A 26,924-nucleotide genomic window follows, 5' to 3' on the forward strand; every position below is an offset into this window, starting at 1 on the left:
GTCATTCTCCTCGCGGATAGCGTTTGGATTCCTCGAGAGTGTCGAGGTTCATGTGGTTGCGCATGTAGCGCTCCGATGCCTTTTGCAGCGGCTGGTGGTCCCAGGGGTAGTAGGCGCCGTTGCGAAGCGCTTCGTAGACCACCCAGCGCCGTGCCTGGCTTTCGCGCACGGCAGCGTCGAAGGCTTCCATGTCCCAATGGGCCGCGCGCATGTCGCGGAAGGCGGTGAGCGTTGCCTGATCGACCGGTCCGCGCGGGTTTTCTGCGAGATTCGTGAGCTCCAGCGGATCTGCATCGAGGTCGAAGAGCTGCTCCGGATCGAGCGCGCAGTAGACATATTTCCACTTGCCCTCGCGGATGGCGACCAGCGGCGCATAGGAGGCCTCGGCCGCATATTCCATCAGCACCGGTTCCGTCCGCTCGACGCCGTTGACCATCGGCACGAGGCTGACGCCGTCGGTCCAGGGCTTCACTTCATCAAGCGAAATGCCGGCAAGGTCCGCAAGCGTCGGCGTCACGTCGAGATTGGAGGTCGGCGTCAGATGCAGGCCGGCTGCGATGCCGGGGCCGGCGATCATCAGCGGCACGCGCGCCGATCCTTCGAAGAAGTTCATCTTGAACCAGAGGCCGCGCTCGCCGAGCATGTCGCCGTGGTCGGAACAGAAGAGGATGAGCGTGTCGTCGAGCATCCGCGTCCGCGTAAGCGTATCGATCAGCTCGCCGACCTTCTCGTCGAGATAGGATATATTGGCGAAATAGGCGCGGCGCGAGCGGCGGACATTCTCCTCGGTCACGTCGAAATTCTGATAATCGCAGGAAAGCATGATGCGTTGCGAATGCGGGTCCTGCTCGTCGAGGGGAATGGTGTCGACTTCGGGCGAGAGATGCTCGCAATCCGCGTAGAGGTCCCAGAATTTCCGCCGCGCGACATAGGGATCGTGCGGATGCGTGAAGGAGACGGTGAGGCACCAGGGGCGCCGGCCCTCGTCGTCGTTCTCCCGCGAAAGCTGGTAGAGCTTCTGTTGTGCGAGGAAGGCCACCTCGTCGTCATATTCCATCTGGTTGGTGATTTCGGCGACCCCGGCGCCGGTGACGGAGCCGAGATTGTGATACCACCAGTCGATCCGCTCGCCCGGCTTGCGGTAATCCGGCGTCCAGCCGAAATCGGCGGGATAGATGTCGGTCGTCAGCCGCTCCTCGAAGCCGTGCAACTGGTCCGGCCCGACGAAATGCATTTTGCCGGAAAGCGCCGTGTAATAGCCGGCCCGGCGCAGGTGATGCGCATAGGTCGGGATCGACGACTGGTACTCGGCGGCATTGTCGTAGACCCGGGTGCGGCTCGGCAATTGCCCGGCCATGAAGGACGCACGGGCGGGGGCACACAGGGGCGACGAGGTGTAGTTGTTGCGGAAGCGGGCCGACCGCTTGGCCAACGCCTTCAGGTTGGGCGCATGCAGGAAGTCTGCAGGCCCGTCCGGAAAGAGCTTCCCGTTCAACTGGTCCACCATGATGATCAGAATATTCGGTTTCCCGGTAGTCACTGGTCGGTTCCTCAATGGTTCGAGTTCTTGCCCGTCTTGCCTGGTTCGGATGGCGATTGTCCCTCGTCCGGCTGCCGTCACCTCTCCCGCCGGCGGGAGAAGGGACCTGCCGCGCCGATCTCCTCCCCTAGACCCGAGGAGAAGGGCAATTTCCACCATTCGCCCTCAAATGCGCACTCACATAATCTTCCGTGAGCGCCACCGAGGCATCGATGCTGATCGGCGCCGATCTCAGACTCTGCCGGATGTAGAGCCCGTCGATCATCGCAGCCGCGCCCTCGGCGATGCGCTCCGCGTCATCCGCGGGGCAGAGCGATCTCAGGCCCGCGAGCAGATTGGAGCGCAGCCGTCGCGCATAGATGACGAGCAGGCGCCGCACCTCCTCCGACCGTTGCGCCTCCGAATAGAAGGCGAGCCAGGCTGCGACCGTTTCCGGCGCGAACTGATCGGCGCGGAAGCTCACGCGGATCAATGCGCTCACCCTTTCGCGCGGCGTCGAGGCGGCTTTCATTGCCGCGATGGCATCGTCGCGCAACTTGCCAAGGAGGCTGCGGATCGTGGCAATCAGCAACTGCTCCTTGCTGCCGAAATAGTGATGCGCGAGCGCGGGCGAGACGCCGGCCGTCCGCGCGATGTCGGACATGGTAACGGCAAGCGTCCCCTGGTCGCCGATCACGCGTAGCGCCGCATCGACCAGCGCCTTGCGGCGCACGGGCTCCATTCCGACCTTCGGCATTCTCGAACTCCTCTGACATGCCCAATTTATTGTTGATTGACTAATCAATCAACAAAAAAACTTCGCTTTTTTCTTTCTTTTTGCGTTGAAATCCGGCTCAATCAGCGGGAAGGGTTCTCGCGCACAGGCAAGACTGGAGGTTGAAATGGTTCACGCGTTCGATCCCGCCGGCAGAGAAGCCCTTGCCGGAAAATGGGGATGGTTCGTCGCACTCGGCGTCCTTCTGATCATGTGCGGCGGCATCGCCTTCGGAAACCTGCTGATGGCGACAGTCGCCTCCGTCTATTACGTCGGTCTCATCATGTTGATCGGCGGCCTGCTCAATCTCGCCCACGCCTTTCAGGTCAAGAGCTGGGGGAGCGTGTTCTATTGGGTTTTGAGCGGCTCCTTCTACGCCGCGGCAGGCCTCTTCGCCTTCATCAACCCGGTCCTCGCCTCCTCCGTGCTGACCTTTCTGCTTGCGGTGGCGCTGATCGCCGCCGGCTGCTTCCGCATCTGGGTGGGCTTCAGGCTCCGGCCTCTCGGCGGCTGGGGATGGATGGTTATCGGCGGCCTCGTCACGCTGCTCGCCGGCCTCGTCATCGCCGCCGGCTGGCCGGTCGACAGCCTTTGGATCCTGGGCCTTTTCCTCGCCGTAGATCTCGTCATGCAGGGTCTCGCCTCGATCGCCTTCGGGGTTCTTGCGAGGGGCTGAGCAGGCCTTTTCCAAACCTTCATCAAACTTTCACATTGGCGAAAGATTTCGTTGACTCCCGGCTCGGATGCTGGCGCGCGTTTGTGTGTCCTATCCCTGGAGCCCGGCATGTCGGCCGCCCCTGCAGAAGTCCTGTCGCTTCGCCGCTTCGGCGACGACCAAGTCGTGACGCTTGCCAAACTGGTGATCGAAAATGCCCTCCAGCCGATCGTAGAAGCGACGACCGGGGCGGTGTTCGGTTATGAATCGCTCATGCGCGGATTCGAGCGCCTGGGCTTCGCCTCTCCGGTCGAACTGCTCGACAAGGCCGAGAGTGCGGGGCAATTGCTTGCGCTCGAGCACCTGATCAACAGCCGCGCCGTCGCCGCCTTTGCCAAGCTCCCGGATTTTTCGGCGCGCACGCTCTTTCTCAATTTCGATGCGAGGCTCATCGGCGGCGAGGGGGATATCGTCGAACGTCTCGTCAACCACTTGAAGCGCGCGAATATCGCTCCATCTTCGCTTTGCTTCGAACTTTCGGAACGCTTCGACAGCAGCAGGATGCCGGACTTCTCCGTGCTCGTACGGCAGCTGCGGCTGGCGGGCTTCAAGCTTGCGATCGACGACTTCGGTGCCGGGTTCAACGGCTTGAAGCTGCTCTGCGACCAGCCGGTCGACTATGTGAAGATCGATCGGCATTTCATCTCCGGTATCGACAAAGACGCACGCAGGCGCCATCTCGTCCGCCACACCGTCAATATGGCTCATGTCCTCGGGACGCGGGTCATCGCCGAGGGGGTGGAGACGGAGGCGGAGCTCCTCGCTTGCCGCGATCTCGGCTGCGATCTGATGCAGGGCTATTTCATCGCCCGGCCGACGACGCACCTTAGGGAGCTGCAGGCCGTCTATCCCCATCTCCAACCGGAGGGCGTCCGGCGGTCCTCATCGACGCTGGACAGCATCCTGATCCGGAAGGAGATCGAGCAGCTCCCGGCGGCGAGGGAGAGCGACGACCTCGATTCCGTGTTCGACCTTTTCCGGCTCAATCCGCGCCAGCCGTTCTTTCCGGTGCTGAATGCCGATGGCGAACCGCGTGGCATACTGCACGAGTACCACGTCAAGGAGATGATCTATCATCCCTTCGGCCGCGACCTCCTGAAGAACCGGATCTATCAGCGCCGCATCTCGCATTTCGTCACGCCCGCGCCGATCGCGGATCTCGACACGCCCGCCGACGAGATGCTGAAGATCTTCGCCGGAATGGACGGGAGCGACTGCGTCATCCTGACGGAGAACATGCGCTATGCCGGTATTCTCTCCGCTTCGTCGCTTCTGAAGATCATCAACGAGAAGCAGTTGAAGATGGCGCAGGAGCAGAATCCGCTGACGGGCCTTCCCGGTAACCGGACGATCCGCGATTACGTCCAGCGCGCGATCCTGGACGGCGACCGGGTCCGCTACTTCTGCTACTGCGATTTCGACGACTTCAAGCCCTTCAACGATACTTACGGTTTTCAGAAGGGGGATCTCGCGATCACCCTGTTCGCGGCGCTCCTGCGGCGCCATTTCATTGGCGAAGAAAAGTTCCTGGGGCACGTCGGGGGCGACGATTTCTTCGTCGGAATCGACGGCGGTACCGAGGAGGATATGACGGCCGTCTTTTCACGTCTGATCGACGATTTCCGATCCGACGTCCGCCAGCTCTACTCGCCTGAGCACCTGTCGGCGGGACGGATCAGCGGGTATGGCCGCGACGGCGTCTCGAAGGACTTTCCCCTAATGCGCTGCTCCATCGCCGTGCTTGTCCTGCCGGAAGGCCTTGTGCTCTCGGACGGCCAGGTGGTGAGCAAGCGGATCGCGGAGATCAAGGCGCGTGCCAAGGCGAGCGAAGAAGGTTTCGCCATGGAGTCCCTCGACCGGTCCTGAGCGGCGGACGCGAGGGGAACTTTCCCGAACGGCATGAGCGCTATAGGTATAGGCGGAACCGCTAGCGAGGATGCCGCCATGAACCCTCCCACAGAAATGACTTTTGTCGACCTTACCGGCTTCGGAGGACCGGAGAACATGATGCTGGCGCGAGGGCCGCTGCCTGAGGTCCGGCCCGGCGAAATGCTGGTCCGCGTGGAGGCCTTCGGCATCAACCGGCCGGACGTCCTGCAGCGCAAGGGAGACTACCCGCTGCCACCAGGAGCGAGCCCGGTTCTCGGGCTCGAAGTTGCGGGCGAAGTGGTCGCTCTCGGCGAGGGCGCGGCCGGCTTCTCGACCGGCGACAAGGTCTGCGCTCTCGCCAATGGCGGCGCTTATGCGGAATATTGCGCCGTTCCCGCAACACAGGCTCTACTCTGGCCGAAGGGCTACGATGCCGTGAAGGCTGCAGCCTTGCCCGAGACCTTCTTCACCGTCTGGGCCAATGTCTTCGACATGGCGGGCCTGAAGCCCGGCGAGACGTTTCTCGTCCATGGAGGATCGAGCGGCATCGGCACCACCGCGATCCAGCTCGCCAGGGCGTTCGGTGCAGAGGTCTTCGCAACTGCCGGCAACGCTGCGAAGTGCGAGGCCTGCGAGGCGCTCGGGGCGAAACGTGCGATCAATTATCGTGAGGAGGACTTCAGGGCTGTCGTAGTGGAGGAAACGGGTGGCCGCGGGGTCGACGTCATTCTCGATATGGTCGGCGGGCGCTATTTCGATCGAAACATTGGCAGCCTCGCCAAGGACGGGCGCTTGTCCATCATTGCCTTTCTCGGCGGCGCGCGAGTGGAAGGCGCCAGTATCGCGCCAATTCTCACGAAGCGCCTGCATGTCATGGGTTCGCTGCTCCGGCCGCGCATGGCCGCCGAGAAGCAGGCGATCCGTGACGGACTTGCGGAAAAGGTCTGGCCGCTGCTGGAGAAGGGTGAAGTCGCTCCGGTCATCCAGACGGTGCTGCCCTTCGCGGAGATTGCCGATGCCCATCGTCAGATGGAGGGGGGCGACCATATCGGCAAGATCGTAATGAGGATCGCCTGACAATAAGACGATGGTCGCCCTTGCATTGGCGCAAAGATCGCTTACCTTGGGATCAACGTCAACGAACAGAAAGGAAGGTGATCCAATGTCTAATGAGATTTCGGACCTCGTAGTGGACATGGGAGAGGTGAAGGAGTCGAGGCAGCCCTCGGCTTGATAGCCGCCTTCCTTAGGGGTCTTTGCACCCGGCCATTGTGAGGCCAAAGCTCATGGAAGGGTCGCCGGAGGGCGGCCCTTTTCCTATGGAGCGTATGTTCCAGGTCGGATCGACCTAAAAACATCGTGATCCATTCCAAGAAGTGAGAGCGGAACGCGGGCTGAAAACCGCATACACCTTTCCTCATTCCGCTCTGGAGCGTTTCAGTGTTTCATCGAAACACGAGCGCCGCCGATGTCATATCCCGAAGCGGCCGAGTGCCGGAATCTTGATGCCCGGCCGCGCCACGTCGAATCCCGCCACCAATCCCATGAAGTGCAGTTCCAGGCCGCTGCGCCAGCCGGCCGAGACGCCGGCGAGGCCGTAAAGCGTCGCATGCAGGTCGCGGCCGTCGGCATCGACATGGAACAGTTTCCCCTCCGGCAGATAGTCGCGCCCGACCGCATCCGGCGGCAGTACCGCGTCGAGCTCCGGCACCGATCGCAACACGTGGGCAATGAAGGTGTTGGAGTTGGGGCCGGGCCAGAGGCGATAGGCGCCCGGCGAAGAATAGGGGTACGCCTCGATCGCCTTTTCGACCTTCGGGATCAGGCGCTTGGCCTCCTCGCCCCTGACTGCCACGACGATGCGCGGCGCGTTGGAATACCAGCGTCCGTCGGCCGCATAAGCGTTCTTGCGGATCGGCTTGCCCCACCCGACCTTTTCATAACGGGTGTAGGCGGGGATACCTTCCGCTTTGGTGACGATCCAGGCATGGCTTGCCACTGCACCCTTCATGCCGCCTGTTGTCGCGGAGAAGACGTATATCGCCGCCTCCGGGCTCGCAGCCGCATCCACCAGAATGCCGGACGACGACCAATCCGCATCGCGCCAGCTCTGCGGCCGTTCCTTGAAATACCACAGGCCCGCCGAGGCGAGTGCCGGAAGCAGGTACACAACGGCAAAAACGAGAGCGAGCTTGCGGAGGAATTTCATCGGCGGCGACTTTTCTGCGGTGGGATTCCTGATAGATGCATATGCGAATCTTGGAAAATTGAGGGCAGGCGATGTCGAATCCCGTTCTGGTGGAAGTCACGCGCGGAAATCTGGTCGAAAGCCGCCATCGCGGCATGATCGTCGCCGTCGATGGTGACGGGAACACGCTGTTTTCCCTCGGTGAAACGGATGCTCACATCTTTCCGCGGTCCGCCTGCAAGGCAATGCAGGCCCTGCCGCTTGTTGAAAGCGGAGCCGCCGAGGCCTACGGCTTCGGTGATAAGGAATTGGCACTGGCCTGCTCGTCACATTCGGGGGAGCCGGACCATGTTGCGCTCGCCGCAAAAATGCTGGCGGCTGCGGGGCGGGACGTCCAGGCGCTCGAATGCGGTGCCCATTGGTCCTCCGACCAGAAGACGCTGATCGCGCAGGCCCGCTCGCTCGAAGCGCCGAGCGCGCTCCACAACAACTGCTCGGGCAAACATGCGGGCTTCGTCTGCGCCTGCTGCCATTCCGGTACCGAGGTCAAAGGCTATATCGGCTACGACCACCCTATCCAGCAGGAAATCCGCGGTATCATGGCGGAGCTCACGGGCGCGATTCTTGACCGCGACAATTGCGGCGTCGACGGCTGTTCGATCCCGACCTATGCCCTCTCGCTGAAACGGCTTGCCCGCGGCTTCGCCAGGATGGCGAGCGGCGTGGGTCTTGGGATGGAACGGGCGCGCGCCTCGAGGCGTCTGATCGACGCCTGCATGGCCGAACCCTTCTATGTCGCCGGTACGAAGCGCGCTTGCACGCGGCTGATGAAGACGGCTCCCGGGCGTATTTTTGCCAAGACCGGCGCCGAAGGCGTGTTCTGCGCGGCGATACCGGAGAAGGGGATCGGCATCGCGCTGAAATGCGAGGACGGCACCACCCGTGCCGCCGAGGCGATGGTCGCAGCTACGCTGGCGCGCTTCTTCGAGGATGCCCCGCAGACCCATGCGGCGTTGATGGCCCAGGCCAATCGCTCGATGCACAACTGGAACGGAATTCACGTCGGCGACGTGCGGGTGACGGAGGCCTTTGCCGCCTGAGGAAGCCGGGACCGTACTTGCCGCCCCGCGATTTCATCTTCTGTCCGCCAAGCTTAGGCGCTACCGTATGTTCACATGCTGGACGATTTCGGAGAAGAACGATGCTGAAACTGTTTTACACGCCGGGAACCTGCTCGCTGGCATCGCATATCGCGCTCGAAGAAGCCGGTGCGCCCTATCAGTTGCATCGGATCGACTTCTCCAAGGCGGAGCAGACCAAGCCGGATTATCTCACCATCAACCCGAAGGGGCGCGTCCCTGCGCTCGTGACCGACCGCGGTATCCTGACCGAGACGCCGGCTATCCTCGCCTATATCGCCCAGAGCTTTCCGCAGGCGAGGCTCGCGCCGCTTGACGATCCCTTCGAATTCGCGCGCCTGCAGTCGTTCCTGAGCTATCTCTGCTCGACGGTGCACGTGGCGCACGCCCATGCGCGTCGCGCGGCACGGTGGGCAGATGACCCGGCCGCGCAAGAGGCGATGAGGGCCAAGGTGCCGCAGAATATGGCTGATTGCTTTGCGCTGATCGAACGCACGATGTTCGTCGGCCCCTTCGTCCTTGGCGACGCCTATTCGATTGCCGACCCCTATCTCTTCACCATCGCAAGCTGGCTTGAGTCGGACGGCGTCGATCCGGCCCGGTTTCCACGAATCCTCGACTACCGCAACCGGATGGCCGAGCGTCCGGCCGTCGCCAAGGTTCTGGCTGAAGTGCAGTCGTAGCGGCAACCGGCCCGGGATCGGCGGAGCCGAAGCGTTCAAACGAGTGGCGCTCACCTTCGGTCGCAGAGATTTTCCGCCGCGGGGCGGGGCCATGGCCATCCGGGGAACGGCAGGTCCGCGAGTTCGCGTTCATCCATACGGGAGAGATCCGGATGCTGGAGAGGGTCGCGCATCCAATCGGAGGCGAGACCTCGAACACTGCCGGACGAGATCCGGGGGCGCTTCAGTATTGAGAAAAACTTCAACATCGGCGTGCCCTTTCAGTGCCAGATCAGCCTGGATCGGGAGGGGAGGAGCGATCTCGCCGGCCAACCGATCCCATGCCTTCACCAAGCTTCTGGTAAGAGCATCTGCTCCTTCGTCGAAGTTTGCAATTGAGATTGCCACAGCATCAGTTTAGAAAAACTACATGAAAGACCTGAATACGGTTCACCTGAACGGTTTGCGCGCGGCCGAAGCGGTTGGCCGCCTGGGCTCGCTCGCTGCTGCCGCGGAGGAGCTCGGCGTCACCCCCGGCGCCGTCAGTCAGCAGGTGGCCAAGACGGAGGCGCAACTCGGCCGAACGCTCTTCGAGCGCACGCCGCGGGGGCTCGCGGTTTCGGATAGCGGGCGTGCGCTGCTGACGCGATTGTCGAGCGCATTCAGAGAACTCGCCGAGGCGGTCGCGCAGGCACGTCGTCGTGACGAATCGGTATTGACCGTGTCGGTAGCGCCGGTCTTTGCCGCCCGTTGGCTCGTCTACCGGCTGGACCGCTTCGCCGAGCGCCATCCCGATATCCGGCTGAGGATCGACGCGACCACGACGCTCGCCGATCTGGAGACCTCCGATGTCGATCTCGGCATCCGCGTCGGTGCCGGACGCTGGCCCGGCGTGCGATCGGAACTGCTGCTCGAGCAGGAAGTATTTCCGGTCTGCTCGCCGGCGCTAGCCACCGGACTGCGCGAGCCCGCGGACATTCTGAAACTGCCCGCGGTGATCGACGCGCATGCGATGTTTTCCTGGGAGCTGTGGCTGAGGACCGCCGGCCTCTCCGGTGCGGCCATGACGGTACGCCACACCTTCAACGACGCCTCCCTGGCGCTCGACGCGGCCATCGCCGGCCAGGGGGTGATGCTTGCCTGGCAGACGCTTGCCGGCTACGCCCTGCTGAAAGGGTCTCTGGTGGCACCTTTCGGCATTCGCGCCAGGACCGGCTTCGGGCACTACTTCGTCACGTCCGCCACACGCCGCGAAAGCAAGGGCGCAGCCGCTTTCAAGCGCTGGGTGCGCGAGGAGGTCGAGGAAGGAATGCGTCAGCTTGCCGCCAAAGCGGCATGAGCGGATCGCCGCTTCCTGGCGATGTGCCCTATTCCGGCTCCTTCAGCCGTTCCTCCATCATCGCCTTGAAGGCGGGGCGGGACTGGCAGCGCTCCAGCCAGGCCTTCACTTGGCGGTGCCTGTCGAAAAGGACAGTCTGGCTCATCGTGTAGCGGAAAACTTCCGCGAGATTGAGGTCGGCGACGGTAAAGCGGTCTCCCACGACGTAGTCGCGTTCGGCAAGGTGGGCCTCGAGTACGCTAAAGGCCCTTTCCAGCGAGCGGACGCAGGCCGCGATCTCCGTCCGGCCTTCCGGCGTGTTCTCGATCCCGTTGTCGTAGGCGAGAACGATCGTGACGGCATGCGGCTCGACCTCGGTCGCTGCCCACATCGTCCAGTTGCCGATCTGCCCTTCTTCCCGAATGTCGGCCGGTGCCAGAGGCCCGCCATGCTTGCGGGCGAGATAGAGGTTGTTGGCAAGCGATTCAGTCAGCACCAACCCGTCGTCCACGATCGCGGGTATGAGGCCCATTGGGTTTATGGCCAGGTAGCCTGGCGATTTCGTGTTGAGCGGGGCATCCGCGGCCAGCGGATCGGCGACGCGGCGCGCCTGGATTACGGGGACCGATTCAAAGGGAATGCCGAGCTCGCGTGCCATCCAGTAATTGCGCGACGCGCGCGAGCGATAGACTCCATAGATCGTCAGCATTTCCGTTCTCCTCCGAATGCGTTCGGCTTCGCTACAGCGCCGCGCGTCTGATCCGACGCGCGGAGGCCGCTGCAACGCTTGAGCTGCTGTATGTGATAGGCCATCGCCTTCCTCGGCAGAAGCCGCCGACAATGATAGATCGCATGAAATCTTTTGATGCGAGGGCATTTCCGCGGCGGACGGGTCGAGAGCTTCTGCGTAACCTTTAGACGATTTTTTGCTGCGGAATTTAGGGAAGCATAACCTCTGTCCGCTAAACCTGAGCGAGTGCCGCTCCCTCGGAGGTTTCGCTTGGCAAGAAAAACGTCCCGCACGATCAGATATGCCGACCTGAATGCTGGCGACAACGCGCTGACGCGCCGGCTGATCGATGCCGGCAATCGCCTTGCCGACGAGGTAGCGCGCCTTTTTCCGCCCGAGCCCGACATTGCCGACCGCCACTATTGGCTCGAAGCGATGATCAACCACGTCCCCGATTATATATATGCCAAAGACACGGCGGGGCGCTTCCTGATCGCCAATGATGTGACGGTCGCCGACAACGGCCTCGCAAGCCTGCAGGACCTCGTCGGCAAGACCGATTTCGACCTGCATCCGCATGAGTTCGCCCAGGCCGTCGCCGACATCGAGCAACGGGTGATGGAGACCGGCGAACCGATCTTCGGCATCGAGGAACGCGCCATTGTAACCAAGGGCCGCGATCGCTGGCTCATGACATCGAAAGTGCCCCTGCGCAGCAAGGGCGGGAGGATCATCGGGATCGTCGGCATCTCGCGCGACATCAGCGATCGGAAGGCCGCCGAGCGCCTGCTCGAAGGCCAGGCCCGGCTGCTGGAGATGATAGCCAAGGGCCGGCCGCTCGGTGAGTTTTTCAACGAGCTGGTGCTGCTGATCGAGGCATTGTTGCCGGGTATCAAGGGCTCGATCCTGCTCCTTTCGGACGATGGCCGGCATCTGCTGCACGGCGCTGCCCCCAGCCTCGACGAGGCCTACTGCGCCGCGATTCACGACATTGAGATCGGTCCGGTTGCCGGGTCCTGCGGAACGGCCGCCTGGCGCGGCGAACAGGTTATCGTTTCCGATGTCTTTGCCGACCCCCTGTGGGAGGGATGCGCACCCCTCCTGAAGCCCTCCGGCCTGCGTTCCTGCTGGTCTACGCCCATCCTGTCGCGCGAGCGCAAGGTGCTCGGCACATTTGCCCTCTATGCACATGAGGTCGGGACCCCGAGCGACCAGCAGCAGGAGCTGATCGCGATGGCCGCCCATCTCGCCGGAATTGCGATCGAGCGCAAGCGGGCCGAAGACCGGATCGGTTTCATGGCTCACCACGACGCCTTGACGGGTCTGCCGAACCGCGTTCTGTTCGAGGAGCAGGTCGCCGGCATGCTCGAGGGAATCCGCGAACGGGACCAATGGGCCGTTCTCGCCTTTCTCGATCTCGACAACTTCAAGCTGATCAATGACAGCCTTGGTCACGCCACGGGCGATGAGCTCCTGAAAGCCGTGGCCGGGCGCATGCGGGCGGCTGTGCGGAGATCCGATTTCGTCGTGCGCGTCGGCGGCGACGAGTTCATCATCCTCCTGAACGGTCTGCCGAAGGAGCGGGACGTTGTCCTGTCGCGGCTGGAAGATATCCGTGCCGCAATCGCCATGCCGGTGCATTTGCATGGGCGCACTCTGCAGGTCAGCTGCAGCATGGGAGTGGCCTGCTTCCCGAACCAGGGAAAGACGGCCGGCGAACTGCTCGCCAATGCCGACATGGCCATGTACCGAGCCAAGGAGCTCGGCCGCAACAACATTCAGGTCTTTACCGAGGAGATGGCGGCCAGGGCCCACGAAAAACTCCAGTCTCAGGAGGAGCTTCGCGAGGCGCTCGCGCGGGAGGAATTCCTGCTGCACTTCCAGCCGCAGATGAGCCTCGATACCGGCCGCATCTTCGCTGCGGAGGCGTTGCTGCGTTGGAACCACCCGGTGCGCGGCATCATCTCGCCTGCGGCCTTCGTCCCTCTCGCGGAGGAAACCGGCCTGATCGTGCCGATCGGGGAGTGGGTCCTGCGCGCCGCCTGTCGCCAGTTGAAGGCCTGGCAGGACGCCGGCCTGCCACCGCTGATCGTCAGCGTCAATGTTTCCGCGCGGCAGTTCCGCGAGCGTAACTGGGCAGCGCGTGTGGCGGCGATCCTGGAGGAAACCGGCCTTGAGGCCCGCTACCTCGAACTCGAACTCACCGAGAGTCTGATCATGCAGGACGTGCCGGGGGCGATCGCCACCATGCACGCGCTCGAGGCGATCGGCGTTCACCTTGCGATCGACGATTTCGGAACAGGTTATTCGAGCCTCAGCGCGCTCAAGCGCTTCCCGGTACGCCGGCTGAAGATCGACCGGTCCTTCGTGACGGACATTCCGCTCGATGCCGACGACATGGCGATCACTTCGGCGATCATCTCACTTGCGCAGAAGCTCGGCCTGCGGGTCATAGCCGAGGGTGTCGAGACCGAGGCCCAGGTCGAGTTTCTCCAGAAGAGCGGATGCGACGAGATCCAGGGCTTCTTCTTCAGCCGCCCTCTTTCGGGTGAGGATTTCAAAGCGCTGCTTTCGTCACCGCCGCCGTGATCCCGGCAACGGTCGCATTCCAGTTGCGGAGCGCGGTGTCACGATTGTGATCTGAAGTTTGCTGACACCGGCCCCGCTCAGGCCGTAAATGCAAACCGGTGCCACAGAGCGCTTCCAGGGAGAGTGTGCGGTTTTCCGTCCGGAAGTGCGTAGTCTCAAAAGGCTGGAGCGGTTTCCGCTTGCGTCCCGTTCCGACTTGCCGGTAACCATTCGAGACTGCTTCGCAATGATTCACTTCGAAGCATCTTGATCTGGCCCTCGGAATGGAGCAGGTGGACCATCCCGCCACTCGCTTTTCCGTGCAGCACAACGCATTAGAGTTCGATGTCATCACCGCCAGCTTTGTCCCGACGTCAGTTTCTCCGCACATCCGCGTTGGCAATCGCCTCCGCCGGGCTTGCGGGTTGCACGTCTTCGATGAATACGAATCGCTTCCGCGAGCAAACGATGCCGGTCTACCGCAATCCCGCGCTCGAAAGCCGTTGGATCGGCCCTCCGGGAGGGATCTATGAAGGGCCCGTCGGCGAAGGGCCGATCGGCTTGCCGCCGCAGGATGCCTACTATGCGGAGATCTACGCGGCGCGCGAAGACGGCGGCTTCCTCATCCCGGCTGTTCCCTTCCGGCAGATCGACCCGCGCTTCTATCGCCAGGAGGTCAGCGACCCCTTCGGTGAGGCTCCAGGCACGATCGTCGTCGACACGGCCGATCGCTATCTCTATCTCGTCCAGCCGGGCGGGCGCGCGATGCGCTATGGCGTCGGGTTGGGCCGCGAAGGTTTTGCCTGGTCGGGCCGCGGCCTGATCCAGTGGAAGCAGAAATGGCCGAAGTGGACGCCGCCGAACGAAATGATCGCCCGTCAGCCCGTACTGGCGAAATATTCCGCTGATAATGGCGGCATGCCGCCGGGGCTCGACAATCCGCTCGGCTCGCGCGCGCTCTACATCTTCCAGAACGGCCAGGATACGCTGTATCGCGTTCACGGGACGCCCGAATGGCAATCGATCGGCAAGGCGGTCTCTTCCGGTTGCGTCCGCATGGTCAATCAGGACGTGATCGATCTTTACGACCGCGTGCGCAACAAGGCGCCGATCCTCGTCATCTGACGGCCTGTCTAAGGCCTGTGTTTTTTCAGACCAAGGACTTGATCTGGCTGGCATCCCTGTGACGGGCACAGGGACGAGGAGATCGAACAAGCCGCAGCGGGTATCCCTGATCTCAACAGGCCTCAGAGCGTTTCACTGTCTTATTGAAATAGTGAAAGGCCCAAGACTAATCCTTTGAACTGCGCATTCCCAACGGAAAACCGTTACACACGTTTCCTGGAACTGCTCCAGCATCGGTTGTCAGGTGTCGCGTTGACTTCCAGCGAGCCGCTGCGTCAGGCGATGCAGCGCGTCGCGCAATTCGCCGACCTCCTCCAGGCTGCAGCCCGAGGCACTGCCGATATCACGCAGAATGCCGAAGGCTTCGGCCTTCAGCTCCCGGCCGCGATCCGTGAGGCTGACGAGCACCTGCCGCTCGTCCGCCACATCGCGTACACGGCGGACATAGCCTGCTGCTTCCAGTCGTTTGAGCAGGGGCGAGAGGGTGCCTGAATCGAGACCCAGCTCTTCGCCGATTCGTTTCACCGTTATGCGGTCCTGCTGCCAGAGCGCCAACAGCACAAGATATTGCGGATAAGTCAGCCCGAAACGGTCGAGCAATGGCTTGTAGGCGCGATTGAAGGCGTGCGCCGCCGAGTAGACGGCAAAACAAAGCTGCCTGCCGAGCGCCAGCGCTTCATCGGAATCTGCGTCGAATTTTGCCGCTTTCGTCGTCATGATGTCATTGTCGCAAATTCACGCCGGCAAAGCAATTTGCAAAATTAATTTGCGCGCTATTTAATATTGCGATATAGAAAATCGGCAACCACAAGGAAGGAGACTGTCATGCCCATCCTCTATCGCACTACCGCGTCCGCGACCGGCGGCCGCGCCGGTCAGGCCAAGAGCAAGGACGGCGTTCTCGACGTGACGCTGACCGTTCCGAAGGAACTCGGAGGCGACGGCGCGCGCGGCACCAATCCCGAGCAGCTCTTTGCCGCCGGCTATTCCGCCTGCTTTCTCGGTGCACTGAAATTCGTCGCCGGCAAGGAGAAGGTAAAGCTTGCGGAAGACACGACGGTGACGGGCACGGTCGGCATTGGACCTCGCGACGACGGAACGGGCTTCTTTATCGACGCGGCGCTGGAAATCTCGTCGCCCGGCGTGGAAAAGGCGGTTCTGGAAGACCTCGTCCAGAAGGCGCATATCGTTTGCCCTTACAGCCATGCGACAAGGGGCAATATCGACGTGAAGCTGACGGTGGCCTGATCGGGCCGTTTCGGGAAAGCCGAAGCTCGGAGCGAAACTCCGGGCGTCGGCCTGCCCTGGCAGTTCCGCCGCAGGGCAAGAGTTGGCTAGCGGTCGGAACGCCTGCGTTTCACGCCTTCTTCAGAAATTCGGTACGCAGCACCAATCCCTTGATTTTTTCGACCCGGCACTCGACCTCGTTCGGATCGTCCGTCAGGCGGATGCCCTTGACCAGCGTGCCGCGCTTCAGCGTGGCGGAAGTTCCCTTTACCTTCAGATCCTTGATCAGGATGACATTGTCGCCATCCTTGAGAACAGCGCCGTTCGAATCCTTGACGTCCATGGCCTATCCTATCGCTTCAGGCTGCCGAGAATGCCGCGCACAAGGGCTCGTCCCACCTGGGTCGCAACCGTTCGCGCGACCGACTTCATCGCGGCTTCCATGATGGTTTCCCGCCTGTAGCCGGAGGAGCGCGGCCGGGCCTGTTTGCCGGAGGGCGCTTCGGCCGCGTCGTCGCCGAAGCCGGGCAGGGTCCAGCGGCCGCCGCCGGAACTCTCCTCGGCCGATTTTTCTTCAGCCTGCTGGGCAGCCTCCGCCTGTTGCGCGGCCTTGGCCGCCCGTTTGGCAAGTATCTCATAGGCCGATTCCCGATCGAAATCCTCGTCGTAGAGGCCCCGCACCGGGCTCACATCCATCACCTTCTGCCGTTCCGCCTGCGTGAGAGGGCCGAGGCGCGAGGCCGGCGGGCGAACCAGGGTCCTCTCGACGATCGATGGCGATCCCTTGCCCTCGAGTGTCGAGACCAGAGCCTCGCCGGTGCCGAGATTGGTGATCACGTCGACACAATTGAAGTCGGGGTTGGGGCGGAATGTGTCGGCAGCCGTCTTGACGGCCTTTTGTTCCCGCGGGGAATAGGCGCGCAGCGCGTGCTGGACGCGGTTGCCGAGTTGAGCGAGTACCGTCTCCGGCACGTCGAGCGGGTTCTGTGTGACGAAAAAGACGCCGACGCCCTTCGAGCGGATCAACCGGACGACCTGCTCGACGCGTTCGACGAGAACCTTCGGCGCATCGTTGAAGAGCAGATGCGCTTCGTCGAAGAAGAACACCAGTTTCGGCTTGTCGGGATCGCCGACTTCGGGCAGCTCTTCAAAAAGTTCGGAAAGGAGCCAGAGCAGGAAAGTCGCGTAGAGCCGCGGGTTCATCATCAGCTTGTCGGCGGCAAGCACCGAAATCGCGCCGCGCCCGTCATTGGTGGTCCGCATGATATCGGTGATCTTCAGCGCCGGCTCACCAAAGAAATGCTCCGCCCCCTGCTGTTCAAGGATCAGGAGTTCCCGTTGGATCGAGCCGACGGAAGACTTGGAAATGAATCCGAACTGATTGGAAAGCTGACCCGCATTCTCGCCCATGTAATTGAGCAGGGCCTGCAGATCCTTCAGGTCGAGCAGCGGAAGGCCACCCTCGTCGGCGATCTTGAACGCGATGTTCAGCACGCCTTCCTGTGCGTCCGTCGCATTCATCAGCCGCGACAGAAGGAGTGGGCCCATTTCGGAAATGGTGGTGCGGACCCTGTGACCCTTTTCGCCATAGAGATCCCAGAAAATCACCGGAAACTCCTGGAAGTCGTAAGGCTCGAGGCCGATCAGCTCAGCGCGCTTCAGCAGGAAGTCCTTCGGCTCGCCCATTGCGCCGATACCGGAAAGATCGCCCTTCACGTCCGCGCAGAAGACCGGAACGCCGGCATTCGAGAAACCCTCGGCCAAGATCTGCAGCGTGACGGTCTTGCCAGTCCCCGTGGCGCCGGTGACCAGTCCGTGGCGGTTGCCGAACTTCAGCTCCAGATATTCGCCTTTGTTGATCGAATCGTCCGGCTTGCGGCTGGTTCCGATATAGATCTTGCCTTCCTGCAGCATGGGGGCTTCATCTCCGTCTGTCGATTTTCTCAATGAAAGCGGGTATTTCCCGCATGTCGCAAAGTCAGTCATCGAAACATGGCGCGCATCTGTTATAGGCGGTGCGTATTCCCCCGGCAACATGATTGCGGGCAGGACGAAGGGTCGGATTGCCATCTGGACAGCTCCGTGAAACGATGCCGCAAGTTGGCGGAGCATGGGTATGCGAGGTCCGTCTCGGTGCTCTTGTCATTCCGGCATCGTTCATTTACCTTGACGTTAACGTCAAAATCGATCGAGGAGATTTCTATGAGTGAACTGGTCACGCGCGTGGCGGAAAATGTCGGCATCGAGACCGCGACGGCGGAAAAGGCAGTCGGGATGATCCTCGGCTTCCTGCAGCGTGAGGCCGCCGAAGGTCCCGTCGCGCAGATGATCGAGGCGATCCCCGGTGCGCCCGAGCTGGTCGCCCGGTACAATGGCGAGGGCAGCAATGGCGGCGGTCTCCTTGGCGGCCTGATATCCGCGGTCGGCGGTGGGGGCGTCATGGCACTCGGGCAGCAATTGATGAGCCAGGGGCTTGGCATGGGAGAAATCACGGCGCTCGCCAAAGAGACGATCGCATTTGCCAAGGAGAAGGCGGGCGAGGAGGTCGTCGACGAGGTGGTTGCCTCCGTTCCGGGCCTCAGCCAGTTCGTCTGATTGCTCTGAAGCTTAGGTGGCCGCCCCTTGGGCCCGAGGGGGCGGCCGAAATGCTTTTTTCCTTACTTATCCCATTCGGGAGCAAGGCCCTGCGGATTGACGATCCGCCCATCCGGGCGGGCAAGCTCGCGGATCGCGGCCATTTCCTCCCGCGTCAGCGCGAAGTCGAATATCGCGAAATTTTCCTTGAGCCGCGCCTCCGTCGCCGTCTTCGAAAGCACGATGACGTCCTGCTGTTGCACTAGCCAGCGCAGCGCCACCTGCGCCGCCGTCTTGCCGTGGCGGCCGCCGATCTCCGTGAGGAGCCGGTCGGCAGGCACTTTGCCGTTGGCCATGGCATAATAGGCCGTGAGCGACATTCCGAGCCGCCGCGCCGTCTGGAGGACCTGCGTCTGGTCGAGATAAGGATGATACTCGACCTGGTTCGTGGCGAGCGGGGCATTGCTGAGCTGCGCCGCCTCTTCCATCTGCGTGGTGTTGAAGTTGCTGATGCCGATATGGCGCACCTTACCGGCATCCCGCACCTCGTTCAGGGCGCCGATGCGCTCGGCCATCGGCACGTCGCTGCCCGGCCAGTGTAGAAGCAGCAAATCGACATGGTCGGTCTTCAGCTTTCTCAGGCTCTCATCGACCGAGGCGATGAAGGCGTCGTGACGATAGTTGTCGACCCATACCTTCGTGGTCAGGAAGACGTCCGCCCGCGGGATGCCCGACTTTTGCATGGCATCGCCGACCTCCGCCTCGTTGCCGTAGATCTGGGCGGTGTCGACGTGGCGGAAACCTAGTTTCAGGGCCTGCGGCAGGATTCGAAGCACCTCCGCTCCGGACATACGGAATGTGCCGAAGCCGAGCGCGGGAATATTGGCGCCATTGGAACTGACTGCATGCATTGAGAACTCCTTCGCTGCGAGCGCCCGGCGACGCGACCCCCTATACTTGTCCGCGCAAGGCGCGCCTTCAAGCTTGTTTTGGAAAACGGGACGCGCCAGCCTGACTTGCCCATTGACCCGGATTCGTTGATCTGGAAGTTGAGACGCGGGATGCGGGCGGAAAATCGAACAAATTTCTCCTCATCCCGCCCTAGCGATTTCTTGTCGCGACGATGAAAAGCCGCGGGAAACGCAGGAGCACGCGCCCGTTTTTCATCGCCGGATAGGCCTTCCTGATCTTCTCGGCATAGGCGGCAAGGTAACCGGCCCGCTGCGTGGCGGGCAGCGCGTCGAGATAGGGGCGCAATCCCGTGCCCTTCACCCATTCGACAATGGCGTTCGCATTTGCGAGTTGGTGGTAATACACGGTGTGCCAGACATCGACCCGGGCCTCCTTCGAGGTCAGCCTTTCGACATAGGTCGCAGGCGAGGGCAGGGACTTGCGCCGTGTGGTACGGCCGGCAAACGCCGGGGCGAAGGCGGCCTCTTCCGCCGTTTCCTCCATCAGCAGATGCGTCGGCTCATCGAGATTGTCGGGCATCTGCACCGCGAGCGTTCCGCCGGGCGCAAGCGCAGCCATGAGCCGCTCGAATAGCGTGATGTGCTCCGGCAGCCACTGGAAAACCGCGTTGGCAAAGAAGAGCGCGCTCTCCGCCGGCGGCGTCCAGGCCGCAAGGTCGGCCTCTTCGAAGCGCAGATCCGGCAAACGCGCGCGCGCGGCCGAAAGCATGTCCCCGTCGCTGTCGATGCCGGTAAGCGGGTTGCCTGGAAATCGATCGAGGATCAGCTCGGTCGAGTTGCCCGGGCCACAGCCGAGGTCGAAGGCGGGGCCGGCGGGCAGGTCTGGTACCTGCGCCAGCAGGTCGCGCGCCGGACGCGTCCGCTCGTCCTCGAATTTGGCATATTGCGCTGCCGACCAGGCCATGGGCGTGGCTCCTTCATACGCCGAACTGCAGGCTTTCGAGCGAGGGCAGGATCAACGAGGGACCATGATCCCTGTATTCGTCCGGCATGTCGGCACGGTTGATCCAGACGGTGCGGAAACCGAATTTGGTAGCCCCGGCGATGTCCCATCGGTTCGAGGATTGGAACGAGACCGCTTGCGGGTAGAGCCGATAGCTCGTCGTCACCAGATCGTAGACGGCCGGCGCCGTCTTGAACGCCTTGACGGCATCGACCGAGAAGACGTCGTCGATGATGATGTCGAGTGCGGCGTTCTTGACGGCCGAGGCCAGCATGGCCGGCGAACCGTTGGAAAGAATGGCGATGCGGGCGCCACGTTCCTTCAACCCCCTGAGGACCGCGGGAACTTCCGGATAGCAGTCGAGCGTCCAATAGGCATCGAGCAACGGTTTTTTAAGCTTGGGATCGGCTGAGGGGAAACGCTGAAAAGCGTAGTCGAGCGATTGTTCGGTCAATTCCCAGAAGTCGAGATAGGCGCCCATCAGCGAGCGCACCCAGGAATATTCGAGCTGCTTGGCACGCCAGAGCTCTGAAAAAGCCTGGCCGTCCGGACCGATCGCCTCGGCATGCCTGCGTACGGCCGCATGCACGTCAAAGAGCGTGCCATAGGCGTCAAAGACATAGGCCGCGTAAGACATCGAGTTCTCCCGTCTATCCACCGCCCGGGCGGCATGCTGGAAGATTCCACCATTGCGCGCAGCCGCTGGGCAGGGGCTTGTGGCATTACGTCGGAGACGCTGTGCCTCAGCATTCTTTTGCGCGCATCATGTCAAAACTTTGTGCGCCGCACAATGCCTTCGCCGCCGGTCTTCGTTCAATCTTTCCAAACCTTTGCCGGGAAACGCAGCGCCTGTTTCGCAAGTTTGCCCTTAAGCCCGAGAGCCGCGTCGCAAAGGCCGAGCACATGCCGGTTCGGCTTCGCCTCCGGGCGCAACGCGTGAAGCGTCGCCGCGGCCTCCTCCGGCCCCATGTAGCGCGCCAGAACGCCGAGGGTCAGGGCCGTCGAGCGCCCGATGCCTCTGAGGCAGTGGATCAGCAGGTGCGCCTCTTCGGGCAGGCTGTCGATGAAAGCGAATGTCGCCTCGACCGCCGCCGGACGCGCAGCATCCGGGGCGTCCGGGTCGATGGTGTCGCCGAATCGGAGTTCCAGGTGCCGCTCCGGCGGCAGGTCGATCATCGAAAGCAGACGCGTCGCGGGCGCTCGGATGGAGACGAGATGCGTTGGTGCCCAAAGCGCGCGATTGTGCCGCGCCTCGGTTTGCGAGCTCACGATCAGGCGCACTGGCCAGCCGTTCGGATGCGCCTGATTCGTGTCGAGAACCGGCCGGTAATACGCGTCCCCGATAGCCTGCGCCGCAAGAGCCATGACGTGCCTCCCTGATTCGTCCCGGTCTTCGGCAGGATAGCAGCGCCGGGGAGCAACCGGAATCCGGATCAGAAACGCGTGATGACGCTGATGCCGAGGTCGATTGCCCGGTCCATCGCCGCCAACGCCGGTACGGCCTCGTCGAGCGAAATTTCGCGGCCGATCAGCTGTCTGGGGTTCAGCTTCCCGGAGGTGATCATTGCCAGCATCGCATCGTAGCGCCAGGCCTGCATGCCGTGGCTGCCATAGATCTCGAGTTCATGGCCGATCACCTGCGCCATCGGGATCTGAGGCGTTGCGTGCTCCGCCAGCATCAAGCCGACCTGAACGTGCCGGCCGCGACGGCGCAGATTGCTGATCGAATTGAAGCAGGTGACCGGCGAGCCGAGTGCGTCCAGCGAAACGTGGGCACCCCCTCGGGTGATCTCCCGGACGGCGCTCGCGACGTCCTGCGTTACGCGACCGTCGATGGCGGCGACGGCGCCCAGCTTGCGTGCCAAGTCGAGCTTCTCCGCAGAGATGTCGATGGCGATGGGATTGGCCCCGAGCGCGGCGGCGATCATGATCGCCGAGAGGCCGACGCCGCCGCAGCCGTGCACGGCCACCCACTCGCCACCCTGGACGCGGGCTTGGTCCACCACCGCACGGAACGAGGTGGCGAAGCGGCAGCCGAGGCTCGCCGCCGTTGCGAAATCCATGCTCTCGGGCAGACGGACGAGGTTCTGGTCGGCAAAATCGATCGCCACATATTCGGCGAACGAGCCCCAATGGGTGAATCCCGGCTGAAACTGCGCTTCGCAGACCTGGCTGTTGCCGGAGCGGCATTCGAAGCAGCGGCCGCAGCCGGAAACGAAGGGCACCGTCACCCGATCGCCGATCCTGTAGCGGAGGACCCCGCGACCGGCTGCCGCGATCGTGCCCGCCAGCTCGTGGCCGGGAACATGCGGAAGGCGAATATCCGGGTCGTGTCCCATCCAGCCGTGCCAGTCGCTGCGGCAAAGACCGGTCGCCTCGACCTTGACGACGACGCCGTTCTCGGTCGGCACGGGATCGGGCAGCGTCCGGATCTCAGGCATTCTCTCGAAGGCATCGTAATACATCGCTTTCATCGGCGATCTCTCTCTTTGGGTGTTTTCATTATTCTGGCACGTCGCTCGGGTGGGCTCCAGAATGGACGCCATGACATTTTTTGATGTACCCATTCACCTACATGCTGCTTTTTCCGGGTAGAGCGGAAGTGCGCGAAGAAGAGAAGGAGACGCCGATGGCCGTCGATACATCCCCCCGATCCACCACCTGGACCTATGTCGACGGCGAATGGCTGGCCGGCAATCCGCCGCTGATCGGCCCGACATCCCATGCGATGTGGCTTGGCTCGACGGTGTTCGACGGCGCCCGCTGGTTCGACGGCATCGCGCCGGACCTCGACCTTCATTGCCAGCGCGTCAACCGTTCCGCCGAGGCTCTCGGTCTCAAGCCGACGATGTCGGCCGAGGCGATCGAGACATTGGCCAGGGAAGGTGTGAAGAAGTTCGACGGCAAAACGGCGATCTACGTGAAGCCCATGTATTGGGGCGAACACGGGTCCTGGAGTGTCGTGGCGGTCGACCCCGATTCGACCCGCTTTGCGCTGTGCCTTTTCGAGGCGCCGATGGGCAACGGTCATGCCGGCTCGTCGCTGACGCTATCGCCCTTCCGCCGGCCGACGCTCGAATGCATGCCGACGGACGCCAAGGCCGGCTGCCTCTATCCCAACAACGCCCGCATCCTCAACGAGGCGCGTTCGCGCGGTTTCGACAATGCGCTGGTGCGCGACATGCTCGGCAACATCGCCGAAACCGGCTCCTCGAATATTTTCATGGTGAGGGACCGCGTCGTCTTCACCCCGGCCGCCAACGGGACCTTCCTCGCCGGCATCACCCGCTCGCGCGTCATGGGCCTTCTGCGTGAGGCGGGCTTCGAAGTGATCGAGACCAGCTTGACCATGCCCGATTTCGAGGCGGCCGACGAAATCTTCACCTCGGGCAATTATTCCAAGGTGCTGCCTGTCACCAGTCTCGAGCAGCGCGAATTGCGGGCCGGTCCCGTAACGGCGAAGGCGCGCGACCTTTATATGGAATGGGCGCATGCGACCGGAGGGGAGTGATCTGCTCCGATCCGCCCGCTTCTCCGCCGCCTGAACGCGCAACGGCTCGTCAATCTCCCGTTCTCCGAAGGTCACGGTTCAAGCGGACGGACGACGACATCGGCGGACGAGCGCGTGTTCGGCCCGTGATAGACCGCTTCGACATTGTTGCCGTCCGGGTCGAGGAGAAACGCTGCATAGTAGCCGGGATGGTAGCTTCGCTCTCCGGGCCGCCCATTGTCGGTGCCGCCATTGGCCAGTCCCGCGTCGTAGAACCGCTGCACCGCATCGGGACCGGCCGCCTGGAAGGCGAGGTGGACGCGGGTGCGGTAGTCCTGCGCTGCATCGACGAAGAACTCGTCGAATGCAAAGAATTCGTCGGTCTCGTAGGTGGGCTGGTGGCCCAGCGCGCCGAGTACCGCCCGGTAGAACCGCTTGCTTGCGGTAAGATCCCCGACGCGAAGGTGCACGTGATCGATAAGCCGCCCCTGATGGAATTCCATCGTTTTCTCCTGTGGCCCGGTTGGGCGTCATGCCCTTTGGTAAGGTAAGATAGGACCGCAAGGCCGCGCGTCGAGGCTCTGGCTCGCGATGGCGCAAGTCGCGGCGGCAATGAACGTATTTTGCGTGGGTTAGCGAAATTTTGGCGCAGCATCGGTTGCCTCCCCGCGAGGCGGTGCCTATGTTCCGCTGACAGATTTCCCCGACGAAATCCATGCCAAGAGGAGATGCCACAATGGCTTTCGAATTGCCGAACCTTCCCTATGACTACGATGCGCTTGCGCCCTATATGTCGCGCGAAACGCTCGAATACCATCACGACAAGCACCACCTCGCTTACGTGACGAACGGCAACAAGCTCGCTGAGGAAGCCGGTCTTTCCGATCTTTCGCTGGAAGATATCGTCAAGAAATCCTACGGCACCAATCAGCCGTTGTTCAACAATGCCGGCCAGCACTACAACCACGTCCACTTCTGGAAGTGGATGAAGAAGGGCGGCGGCGGCACCAGCCTCCCCGGCAAGCTCGACGCAGCCATCAAATCGGACCTCGGCGGCTACGATAAGTTCCGCGCCGATTTCATTGCCGCCGGCGCAGGTCAGTTCGGCTCCGGCTGGGCCTGGCTTTCCGTGAAGAACGGCAAGTTGGAAATCTCCAAGACCCCGAACGGCGAAAACCCGCTCGTCCACGGCGCAACCCCGATCCTCGGCGTCGATGTGTGGGAGCATTCCTATTACATCGACTATCGCAACGCGCGCCCGAAATACCTGGAAGCCTTCGTCGACAATCTCATCAACTGGGATTACGTCCTCGAGCTGTACGAAGCGGCTGCAAAGTAAGCTTTTGTGCTTCTTCCTGAAAAATTGCCCGGCGCTTGCGTCGGGCAATTTCGTTGGGTGCCGGCAACCGGGAGCCCTCGCGCTTTGTGAAGGCAGCGAATTGCCCCCCGCTCTAGCGAACGGGAGAAGGTCGCAGCAGCGGAACGAGGGCAGCCTTCGCGACCATCTCGTCACAGTTTCTATCCGTCCGCCCCCTCGAGCGGCCGAACCACGTTTGTCCGCCAACCCGAAATCCACATCTGCCTCAGCCGGTTGCCTTCGCCGCGGAAATAGTCGTCGGCGCGTTCGCAGTGTTCTACGCGGTCGGCGCGGAAGTTGCGGATATCCTGCCGCAATTCGCACCAGGCAACCATCATTGCATGTTCGGAATAGTAGATCAGCGCAAGCGGGAGCACCGTCCGCTCGGTCGCGCGGCCAAGCTCGTCGCGATAGTCCAGCACCAGCTTCTGCTCGTCGCGGATCGCCCGCCGAATTATGGCTAAGTCGACCGCCGGCGGCGGCGAGGCGATCGTGCCCCAGGCGTGTAGCGCCTGCGACTGGAAGACCTTGCGCAGCGGCTCCGGCACGGCGCCGGTGATCTTCTGATTGACCCTTCGTGCCGCTGCCTTCAACTCCTCGTCGCCGGTGCGGGCGAGCAGAGCAAGCGCCAGCACGATCGCCTCCGCCTCCTCGATCGAGAACATCAGCGGCGGCAGGTCGAAACCCGGCCTCAGTATATAGCCGATGCCGCGTTCGCCCTCGATCGGGACGCGCATCGCCTGCAGGGCGGCAATGTCGCGGTAGATCGAACGGGGCGTGACCTCCAGTGCGTCGGAGATTTGCGCGGCCGTCACCGGTTTGCGGGCCAGCCGCAGCATCTGGATGATTTCGAAAAGACGTGACGCTTTGCGCATGGAAGCGGCCCCTGTCTGCTCACTCCTGACACGACCTTGTCAGTTGGAGGGAGATATAGCACGCATCAACGGATTGAAACTAAACGATCCGCCCCTGGGACAATCACGAAAACCGGACGAGCAACTGACATGACCTATGCGGAAAACCTCTGGCTCTTTTTCACCCTTCTCTTCGGCATCATAATCGTTCCCGGTATGGATATGGTTTTTGTCCTCGCGAATGCGATGACCGGTGGGCGAGCTTCCGGGCTGTCGGCAACGGCCGGCATCGTGGCGGGCGGCGTGCTGCACACGCTCTACGCAGTCCTCGGCGTCAGCGTTGTCCTGCATCTGGTGCCTCAGCTCTTCAATCTGCTGCTCGCCGCCGGTACGGCCTATGTCGCCTGGATCGGTGTTTCGCTTCTTCGCAGTTCCATCAGGATCGGCGGCATCGAGGGAGGGGCGCGGCTGTCGCGCTGGGCAAGTTTTCGGCAGGGGGCGCTGACGAGCCTGATGAATCCCAAGGCCTATCTCTTCATGTTTGCCGTCTACCCGCAGTTCCTCAAGCCGCAGTTCGGTCCGGTTTGGTCGCAGGCTGCCGTCATGGCCGCGATGATCGCGCTGACGCAGCTTGCGGTTTATGGCGGGCTTGCACTTGCCGCCGGGCGCGGGCGTGATTTCCTCGTGGGCAGCCCCGGCGCCACGGTCGCCATCGGCCGTGGCGCCGGTCTTCTTCTGATCGTTATTGCCATCTTCACGGCATGGCATGGCTGGAGCGTGGAGGCCTGAGACGTCTTCGATCAAGCAAAAAGATGAGTTCTGTATTCATATATTGAATTTTCGAAGACGTCGCCGCGCGGTCAGGTATTGCGCGGCGAATTGTGCTGAAATGACAAGCAC

Annotated in this window: 27 protein-coding genes; 13 read left to right on the plus strand and 14 right to left on the minus strand. The window is 62.4% G+C overall.

Annotated features, from left to right (window positions below; translation table 11 throughout):
• Position 1: 1 nt before the first annotated feature.
• Positions 2 to 1,540, minus strand: a complete 1,539-nt coding sequence (gene betC, locus SINAR_RS0114500; protein ID WP_027999772.1) for a choline-sulfatase — start codon at positions 1,538 to 1,540, stop codon at positions 2 to 4.
• Positions 1,541 to 1,667: 127 nt separating this feature from the next.
• Positions 1,668 to 2,276, minus strand: a complete 609-nt coding sequence (gene betI, locus SINAR_RS0114505) for a transcriptional regulator BetI (RefSeq protein ID WP_027999773.1) — start codon at positions 2,274 to 2,276, stop codon at positions 1,668 to 1,670.
• Between the two features lie 145 nt (positions 2,277 to 2,421).
• On the opposite strand from betI, the gene SINAR_RS0114510 reads away from it, so the two are divergent.
• The 3 genes from SINAR_RS0114510 to SINAR_RS0114520 all read left to right on the plus strand — a co-directional run bounded on the left by SINAR_RS0114510 (position 2,422) and on the right by SINAR_RS0114520 (position 5,955).
• On the plus strand, positions 2,422 to 2,970 hold the full coding sequence (locus tag SINAR_RS0114510; protein ID WP_027999774.1) for an HdeD family acid-resistance protein: 549 nt from the start codon (positions 2,422 to 2,424) through the stop codon (positions 2,968 to 2,970).
• A gap of 108 nt (positions 2,971 to 3,078) precedes the next feature.
• Complete coding sequence (locus tag SINAR_RS0114515) at positions 3,079 to 4,875, plus strand: GGDEF domain-containing protein (protein WP_027999775.1); 1,797 nt, start codon at positions 3,079 to 3,081, stop codon at positions 4,873 to 4,875.
• 78 nt (positions 4,876 to 4,953) lie between these two features.
• The gene (locus SINAR_RS0114520; protein ID WP_027999776.1) at positions 4,954 to 5,955 is read left to right on the plus strand and encodes an NAD(P)H-quinone oxidoreductase; all 1,002 of its coding nucleotides are present in this window, start codon (positions 4,954 to 4,956) and stop codon (positions 5,953 to 5,955) included.
• Between the two features lie 394 nt (positions 5,956 to 6,349).
• On the opposite strand, the gene SINAR_RS0114525 is transcribed toward SINAR_RS0114520, so the two are convergent.
• Positions 6,350 to 7,087 carry a DUF3750 domain-containing protein gene (locus tag SINAR_RS0114525; RefSeq protein ID WP_027999777.1) on the minus strand — a complete coding sequence of 246 codons (738 nt, stop codon included), beginning with the start codon at positions 7,085 to 7,087 and terminating at the stop codon, positions 6,350 to 6,352.
• Between the two features lie 71 nt (positions 7,088 to 7,158).
• Here SINAR_RS0114525 and SINAR_RS0114530 point away from each other — a divergent pair, with 71 nt between their 5' ends.
• The 3 genes from SINAR_RS0114530 (at position 7,159) to SINAR_RS0114540 (ending at position 10,206) form a co-directional block, all read left to right on the plus strand.
• Positions 7,159 to 8,166, plus strand: a complete 1,008-nt coding sequence (locus SINAR_RS0114530) for an asparaginase (protein WP_027999778.1) — start codon at positions 7,159 to 7,161, stop codon at positions 8,164 to 8,166.
• Between the two features lie 101 nt (positions 8,167 to 8,267).
• Positions 8,268 to 8,888, plus strand: a complete 621-nt coding sequence (locus SINAR_RS0114535) for a glutathione S-transferase family protein (RefSeq protein ID WP_027999779.1) — start codon at positions 8,268 to 8,270, stop codon at positions 8,886 to 8,888.
• A gap of 409 nt (positions 8,889 to 9,297) precedes the next feature.
• Complete coding sequence (locus tag SINAR_RS0114540; protein ID WP_027999780.1) at positions 9,298 to 10,206, plus strand: LysR substrate-binding domain-containing protein; 909 nt, start codon at positions 9,298 to 9,300, stop codon at positions 10,204 to 10,206.
• Positions 10,207 to 10,234: 28 nt separating this feature from the next.
• On the opposite strand, the gene SINAR_RS0114545 is transcribed toward SINAR_RS0114540, so the two are convergent.
• The gene (locus tag SINAR_RS0114545) at positions 10,235 to 10,894 is read right to left on the minus strand and encodes a glutathione S-transferase family protein (protein ID WP_027999781.1); all 660 of its coding nucleotides are present in this window, start codon (positions 10,892 to 10,894) and stop codon (positions 10,235 to 10,237) included.
• Positions 10,895 to 11,185: 291 nt separating this feature from the next.
• Between SINAR_RS0114545 and SINAR_RS0114550 the strand changes: the two genes are divergently transcribed.
• Both SINAR_RS0114550 and SINAR_RS0114555 read left to right on the plus strand, forming a co-directional pair.
• Complete coding sequence (locus tag SINAR_RS0114550) at positions 11,186 to 13,504, plus strand: putative bifunctional diguanylate cyclase/phosphodiesterase (RefSeq protein WP_027999782.1); 2,319 nt, start codon at positions 11,186 to 11,188, stop codon at positions 13,502 to 13,504.
• A gap of 324 nt (positions 13,505 to 13,828) precedes the next feature.
• On the plus strand, positions 13,829 to 14,608 hold the full coding sequence (locus SINAR_RS0114555) for a L,D-transpeptidase family protein (RefSeq protein WP_027999783.1): 780 nt from the start codon (positions 13,829 to 13,831) through the stop codon (positions 14,606 to 14,608).
• Positions 14,609 to 14,848: 240 nt separating this feature from the next.
• Here SINAR_RS0114555 and SINAR_RS0114560 read toward each other — a convergent pair whose 3' ends face one another.
• Entirely contained in the window at positions 14,849 to 15,325 is a 477-nt protein-coding gene (locus SINAR_RS0114560; protein WP_027999784.1) for a MarR family winged helix-turn-helix transcriptional regulator, read from the minus strand.
• Positions 15,326 to 15,433: 108 nt separating this feature from the next.
• Between SINAR_RS0114560 and SINAR_RS0114565 the strand changes: the two genes are divergently transcribed.
• Positions 15,434 to 15,856, plus strand: a complete 423-nt coding sequence (locus tag SINAR_RS0114565; protein ID WP_027999785.1) for an organic hydroperoxide resistance protein — start codon at positions 15,434 to 15,436, stop codon at positions 15,854 to 15,856.
• Positions 15,857 to 15,965: 109 nt separating this feature from the next.
• On the opposite strand, the gene SINAR_RS0114570 is transcribed toward SINAR_RS0114565, so the two are convergent.
• Entirely contained in the window at positions 15,966 to 16,178 is a 213-nt protein-coding gene (locus SINAR_RS0114570; RefSeq protein WP_027999786.1) for an alkylphosphonate utilization protein, read from the minus strand.
• A gap of 8 nt (positions 16,179 to 16,186) precedes the next feature.
• Positions 16,187 to 17,749, minus strand: a complete 1,563-nt coding sequence (locus tag SINAR_RS0114575; RefSeq protein WP_027999787.1) for a helicase HerA-like C-terminal domain-containing protein — start codon at positions 17,747 to 17,749, stop codon at positions 16,187 to 16,189.
• A gap of 288 nt (positions 17,750 to 18,037) precedes the next feature.
• Between SINAR_RS0114575 and SINAR_RS0114580 the strand changes: the two genes are divergently transcribed.
• Positions 18,038 to 18,430 carry a hypothetical protein gene (locus tag SINAR_RS0114580; protein ID WP_027999788.1) on the plus strand — a complete coding sequence of 131 codons (393 nt, stop codon included), beginning with the start codon at positions 18,038 to 18,040 and terminating at the stop codon, positions 18,428 to 18,430.
• A 62-nt stretch (positions 18,431 to 18,492) separates the two neighbouring features.
• On the opposite strand, the gene SINAR_RS0114585 is transcribed toward SINAR_RS0114580, so the two are convergent.
• The 5 genes from SINAR_RS0114585 to SINAR_RS0114605 form a co-directional block, all read right to left on the minus strand.
• On the minus strand, positions 18,493 to 19,320 hold the full coding sequence (locus SINAR_RS0114585; RefSeq protein ID WP_027999789.1) for an aldo/keto reductase: 828 nt from the start codon (positions 19,318 to 19,320) through the stop codon (positions 18,493 to 18,495).
• Between the two features lie 190 nt (positions 19,321 to 19,510).
• A complete protein-coding gene (gene tam, locus SINAR_RS0114590; RefSeq protein WP_027999790.1) occupies positions 19,511 to 20,284 on the minus strand; it encodes a trans-aconitate 2-methyltransferase in 774 nt (257 codons plus the stop codon).
• 13 nt (positions 20,285 to 20,297) lie between these two features.
• The gene (locus SINAR_RS0114595) at positions 20,298 to 20,960 is read right to left on the minus strand and encodes a haloacid dehalogenase type II (RefSeq protein ID WP_027999791.1); all 663 of its coding nucleotides are present in this window, start codon (positions 20,958 to 20,960) and stop codon (positions 20,298 to 20,300) included.
• A 176-nt stretch (positions 20,961 to 21,136) separates the two neighbouring features.
• Entirely contained in the window at positions 21,137 to 21,688 is a 552-nt protein-coding gene (locus SINAR_RS0114600; protein WP_027999792.1) for a tyrosine phosphatase family protein, read from the minus strand.
• Positions 21,689 to 21,756: 68 nt separating this feature from the next.
• Positions 21,757 to 22,797 (minus strand): zinc-dependent alcohol dehydrogenase family protein, encoded by a 1,041-nt coding sequence (locus SINAR_RS0114605; protein ID WP_027999793.1) that lies wholly within the window; start codon positions 22,795 to 22,797, stop codon positions 21,757 to 21,759.
• Between the two features lie 155 nt (positions 22,798 to 22,952).
• On the opposite strand from SINAR_RS0114605, the gene SINAR_RS0114610 reads away from it, so the two are divergent.
• Positions 22,953 to 23,834 (plus strand): branched-chain amino acid aminotransferase, encoded by an 882-nt coding sequence (locus SINAR_RS0114610; protein ID WP_027999794.1) that lies wholly within the window; start codon positions 22,953 to 22,955, stop codon positions 23,832 to 23,834.
• A gap of 71 nt (positions 23,835 to 23,905) precedes the next feature.
• Here SINAR_RS0114610 and SINAR_RS0114615 read toward each other — a convergent pair whose 3' ends face one another.
• Positions 23,906 to 24,316 carry a VOC family protein gene (locus tag SINAR_RS0114615; RefSeq protein ID WP_027999795.1) on the minus strand — a complete coding sequence of 137 codons (411 nt, stop codon included), beginning with the start codon at positions 24,314 to 24,316 and terminating at the stop codon, positions 23,906 to 23,908.
• A 233-nt stretch (positions 24,317 to 24,549) separates the two neighbouring features.
• On the opposite strand from SINAR_RS0114615, the gene SINAR_RS0114620 reads away from it, so the two are divergent.
• Positions 24,550 to 25,152, plus strand: a complete 603-nt coding sequence (locus SINAR_RS0114620; RefSeq protein ID WP_003537242.1) for a superoxide dismutase — start codon at positions 24,550 to 24,552, stop codon at positions 25,150 to 25,152.
• Positions 25,153 to 25,331: 179 nt separating this feature from the next.
• Here the strand turns inward: SINAR_RS0114620 and SINAR_RS0114625 are convergent, their stop codons facing one another.
• Positions 25,332 to 26,045 (minus strand): helix-turn-helix transcriptional regulator, encoded by a 714-nt coding sequence (locus tag SINAR_RS0114625; protein WP_027999796.1) that lies wholly within the window; start codon positions 26,043 to 26,045, stop codon positions 25,332 to 25,334.
• A 129-nt stretch (positions 26,046 to 26,174) separates the two neighbouring features.
• Here SINAR_RS0114625 and SINAR_RS0114630 point away from each other — a divergent pair, with 129 nt between their 5' ends.
• Positions 26,175 to 26,813, plus strand: coding sequence for a LysE family translocator (locus tag SINAR_RS0114630; RefSeq protein WP_027999797.1), 639 nt, complete (start codon positions 26,175 to 26,177; stop codon positions 26,811 to 26,813).
• The last annotated feature ends 111 nt before the right edge of the window (positions 26,814 to 26,924 follow it).

Source organism: Sinorhizobium arboris LMG 14919, from assembly GCF_000427465.1.
Classification (GTDB): domain Bacteria; phylum Pseudomonadota; class Alphaproteobacteria; order Rhizobiales; family Rhizobiaceae; genus Sinorhizobium; species Sinorhizobium arboris.

Coding starts and splice junctions, on each gene's coding strand:
- betI (WP_027999773.1), bottom strand. CDS start 2,276: ATGCCGAAGGTCGGAATGGAGCCCGTGCGCCGCAAGGCGCTGGTCGAT.
- SINAR_RS0114510 (WP_027999774.1), top strand. CDS start 2,422: ATGGTTCACGCGTTCGATCCCGCCGGCAGAGAAGCCCTTGCCGGAAAA.
- SINAR_RS0114515 (WP_027999775.1), top strand. CDS start 3,079: ATGTCGGCCGCCCCTGCAGAAGTCCTGTCGCTTCGCCGCTTCGGCGAC.
- SINAR_RS0114520 (WP_027999776.1), top strand. CDS start 4,954: ATGAACCCTCCCACAGAAATGACTTTTGTCGACCTTACCGGCTTCGGA.
- SINAR_RS0114525 (WP_027999777.1), bottom strand. CDS start 7,087: ATGAAATTCCTCCGCAAGCTCGCTCTCGTTTTTGCCGTTGTGTACCTG.
- SINAR_RS0114530 (WP_027999778.1), top strand. CDS start 7,159: ATGTCGAATCCCGTTCTGGTGGAAGTCACGCGCGGAAATCTGGTCGAA.
- SINAR_RS0114535 (WP_027999779.1), top strand. CDS start 8,268: ATGCTGAAACTGTTTTACACGCCGGGAACCTGCTCGCTGGCATCGCAT.
- SINAR_RS0114540 (WP_027999780.1), top strand. CDS start 9,298: ATGAAAGACCTGAATACGGTTCACCTGAACGGTTTGCGCGCGGCCGAA.
- SINAR_RS0114545 (WP_027999781.1), bottom strand. CDS start 10,894: ATGCTGACGATCTATGGAGTCTATCGCTCGCGCGCGTCGCGCAATTAC.
- SINAR_RS0114555 (WP_027999783.1), top strand. CDS start 13,829: ATGTCATCACCGCCAGCTTTGTCCCGACGTCAGTTTCTCCGCACATCC.
- SINAR_RS0114560 (WP_027999784.1), bottom strand. CDS start 15,325: ATGACGACGAAAGCGGCAAAATTCGACGCAGATTCCGATGAAGCGCTG.
- SINAR_RS0114565 (WP_027999785.1), top strand. CDS start 15,434: ATGCCCATCCTCTATCGCACTACCGCGTCCGCGACCGGCGGCCGCGCC.
- SINAR_RS0114570 (WP_027999786.1), bottom strand. CDS start 16,178: ATGGACGTCAAGGATTCGAACGGCGCTGTTCTCAAGGATGGCGACAAT.
- SINAR_RS0114575 (WP_027999787.1), bottom strand. CDS start 17,749: ATGCTGCAGGAAGGCAAGATCTATATCGGAACCAGCCGCAAGCCGGAC.
- SINAR_RS0114580 (WP_027999788.1), top strand. CDS start 18,038: ATGAGTGAACTGGTCACGCGCGTGGCGGAAAATGTCGGCATCGAGACC.
- SINAR_RS0114585 (WP_027999789.1), bottom strand. CDS start 19,320: ATGCATGCAGTCAGTTCCAATGGCGCCAATATTCCCGCGCTCGGCTTC.
- tam (WP_027999790.1), bottom strand. CDS start 20,284: ATGGCCTGGTCGGCAGCGCAATATGCCAAATTCGAGGACGAGCGGACG.
- SINAR_RS0114595 (WP_027999791.1), bottom strand. CDS start 20,960: ATGTCTTACGCGGCCTATGTCTTTGACGCCTATGGCACGCTCTTTGAC.
- SINAR_RS0114600 (WP_027999792.1), bottom strand. CDS start 21,688: ATGGCTCTTGCGGCGCAGGCTATCGGGGACGCGTATTACCGGCCGGTT.
- SINAR_RS0114605 (WP_027999793.1), bottom strand. CDS start 22,797: ATGAAAGCGATGTATTACGATGCCTTCGAGAGAATGCCTGAGATCCGG.
- SINAR_RS0114610 (WP_027999794.1), top strand. CDS start 22,953: ATGGCCGTCGATACATCCCCCCGATCCACCACCTGGACCTATGTCGAC.
- SINAR_RS0114615 (WP_027999795.1), bottom strand. CDS start 24,316: ATGGAATTCCATCAGGGGCGGCTTATCGATCACGTGCACCTTCGCGTC.
- SINAR_RS0114620 (WP_003537242.1), top strand. CDS start 24,550: ATGGCTTTCGAATTGCCGAACCTTCCCTATGACTACGATGCGCTTGCG.
- SINAR_RS0114625 (WP_027999796.1), bottom strand. CDS start 26,045: ATGCGCAAAGCGTCACGTCTTTTCGAAATCATCCAGATGCTGCGGCTG.
- SINAR_RS0114630 (WP_027999797.1), top strand. CDS start 26,175: ATGACCTATGCGGAAAACCTCTGGCTCTTTTTCACCCTTCTCTTCGGC.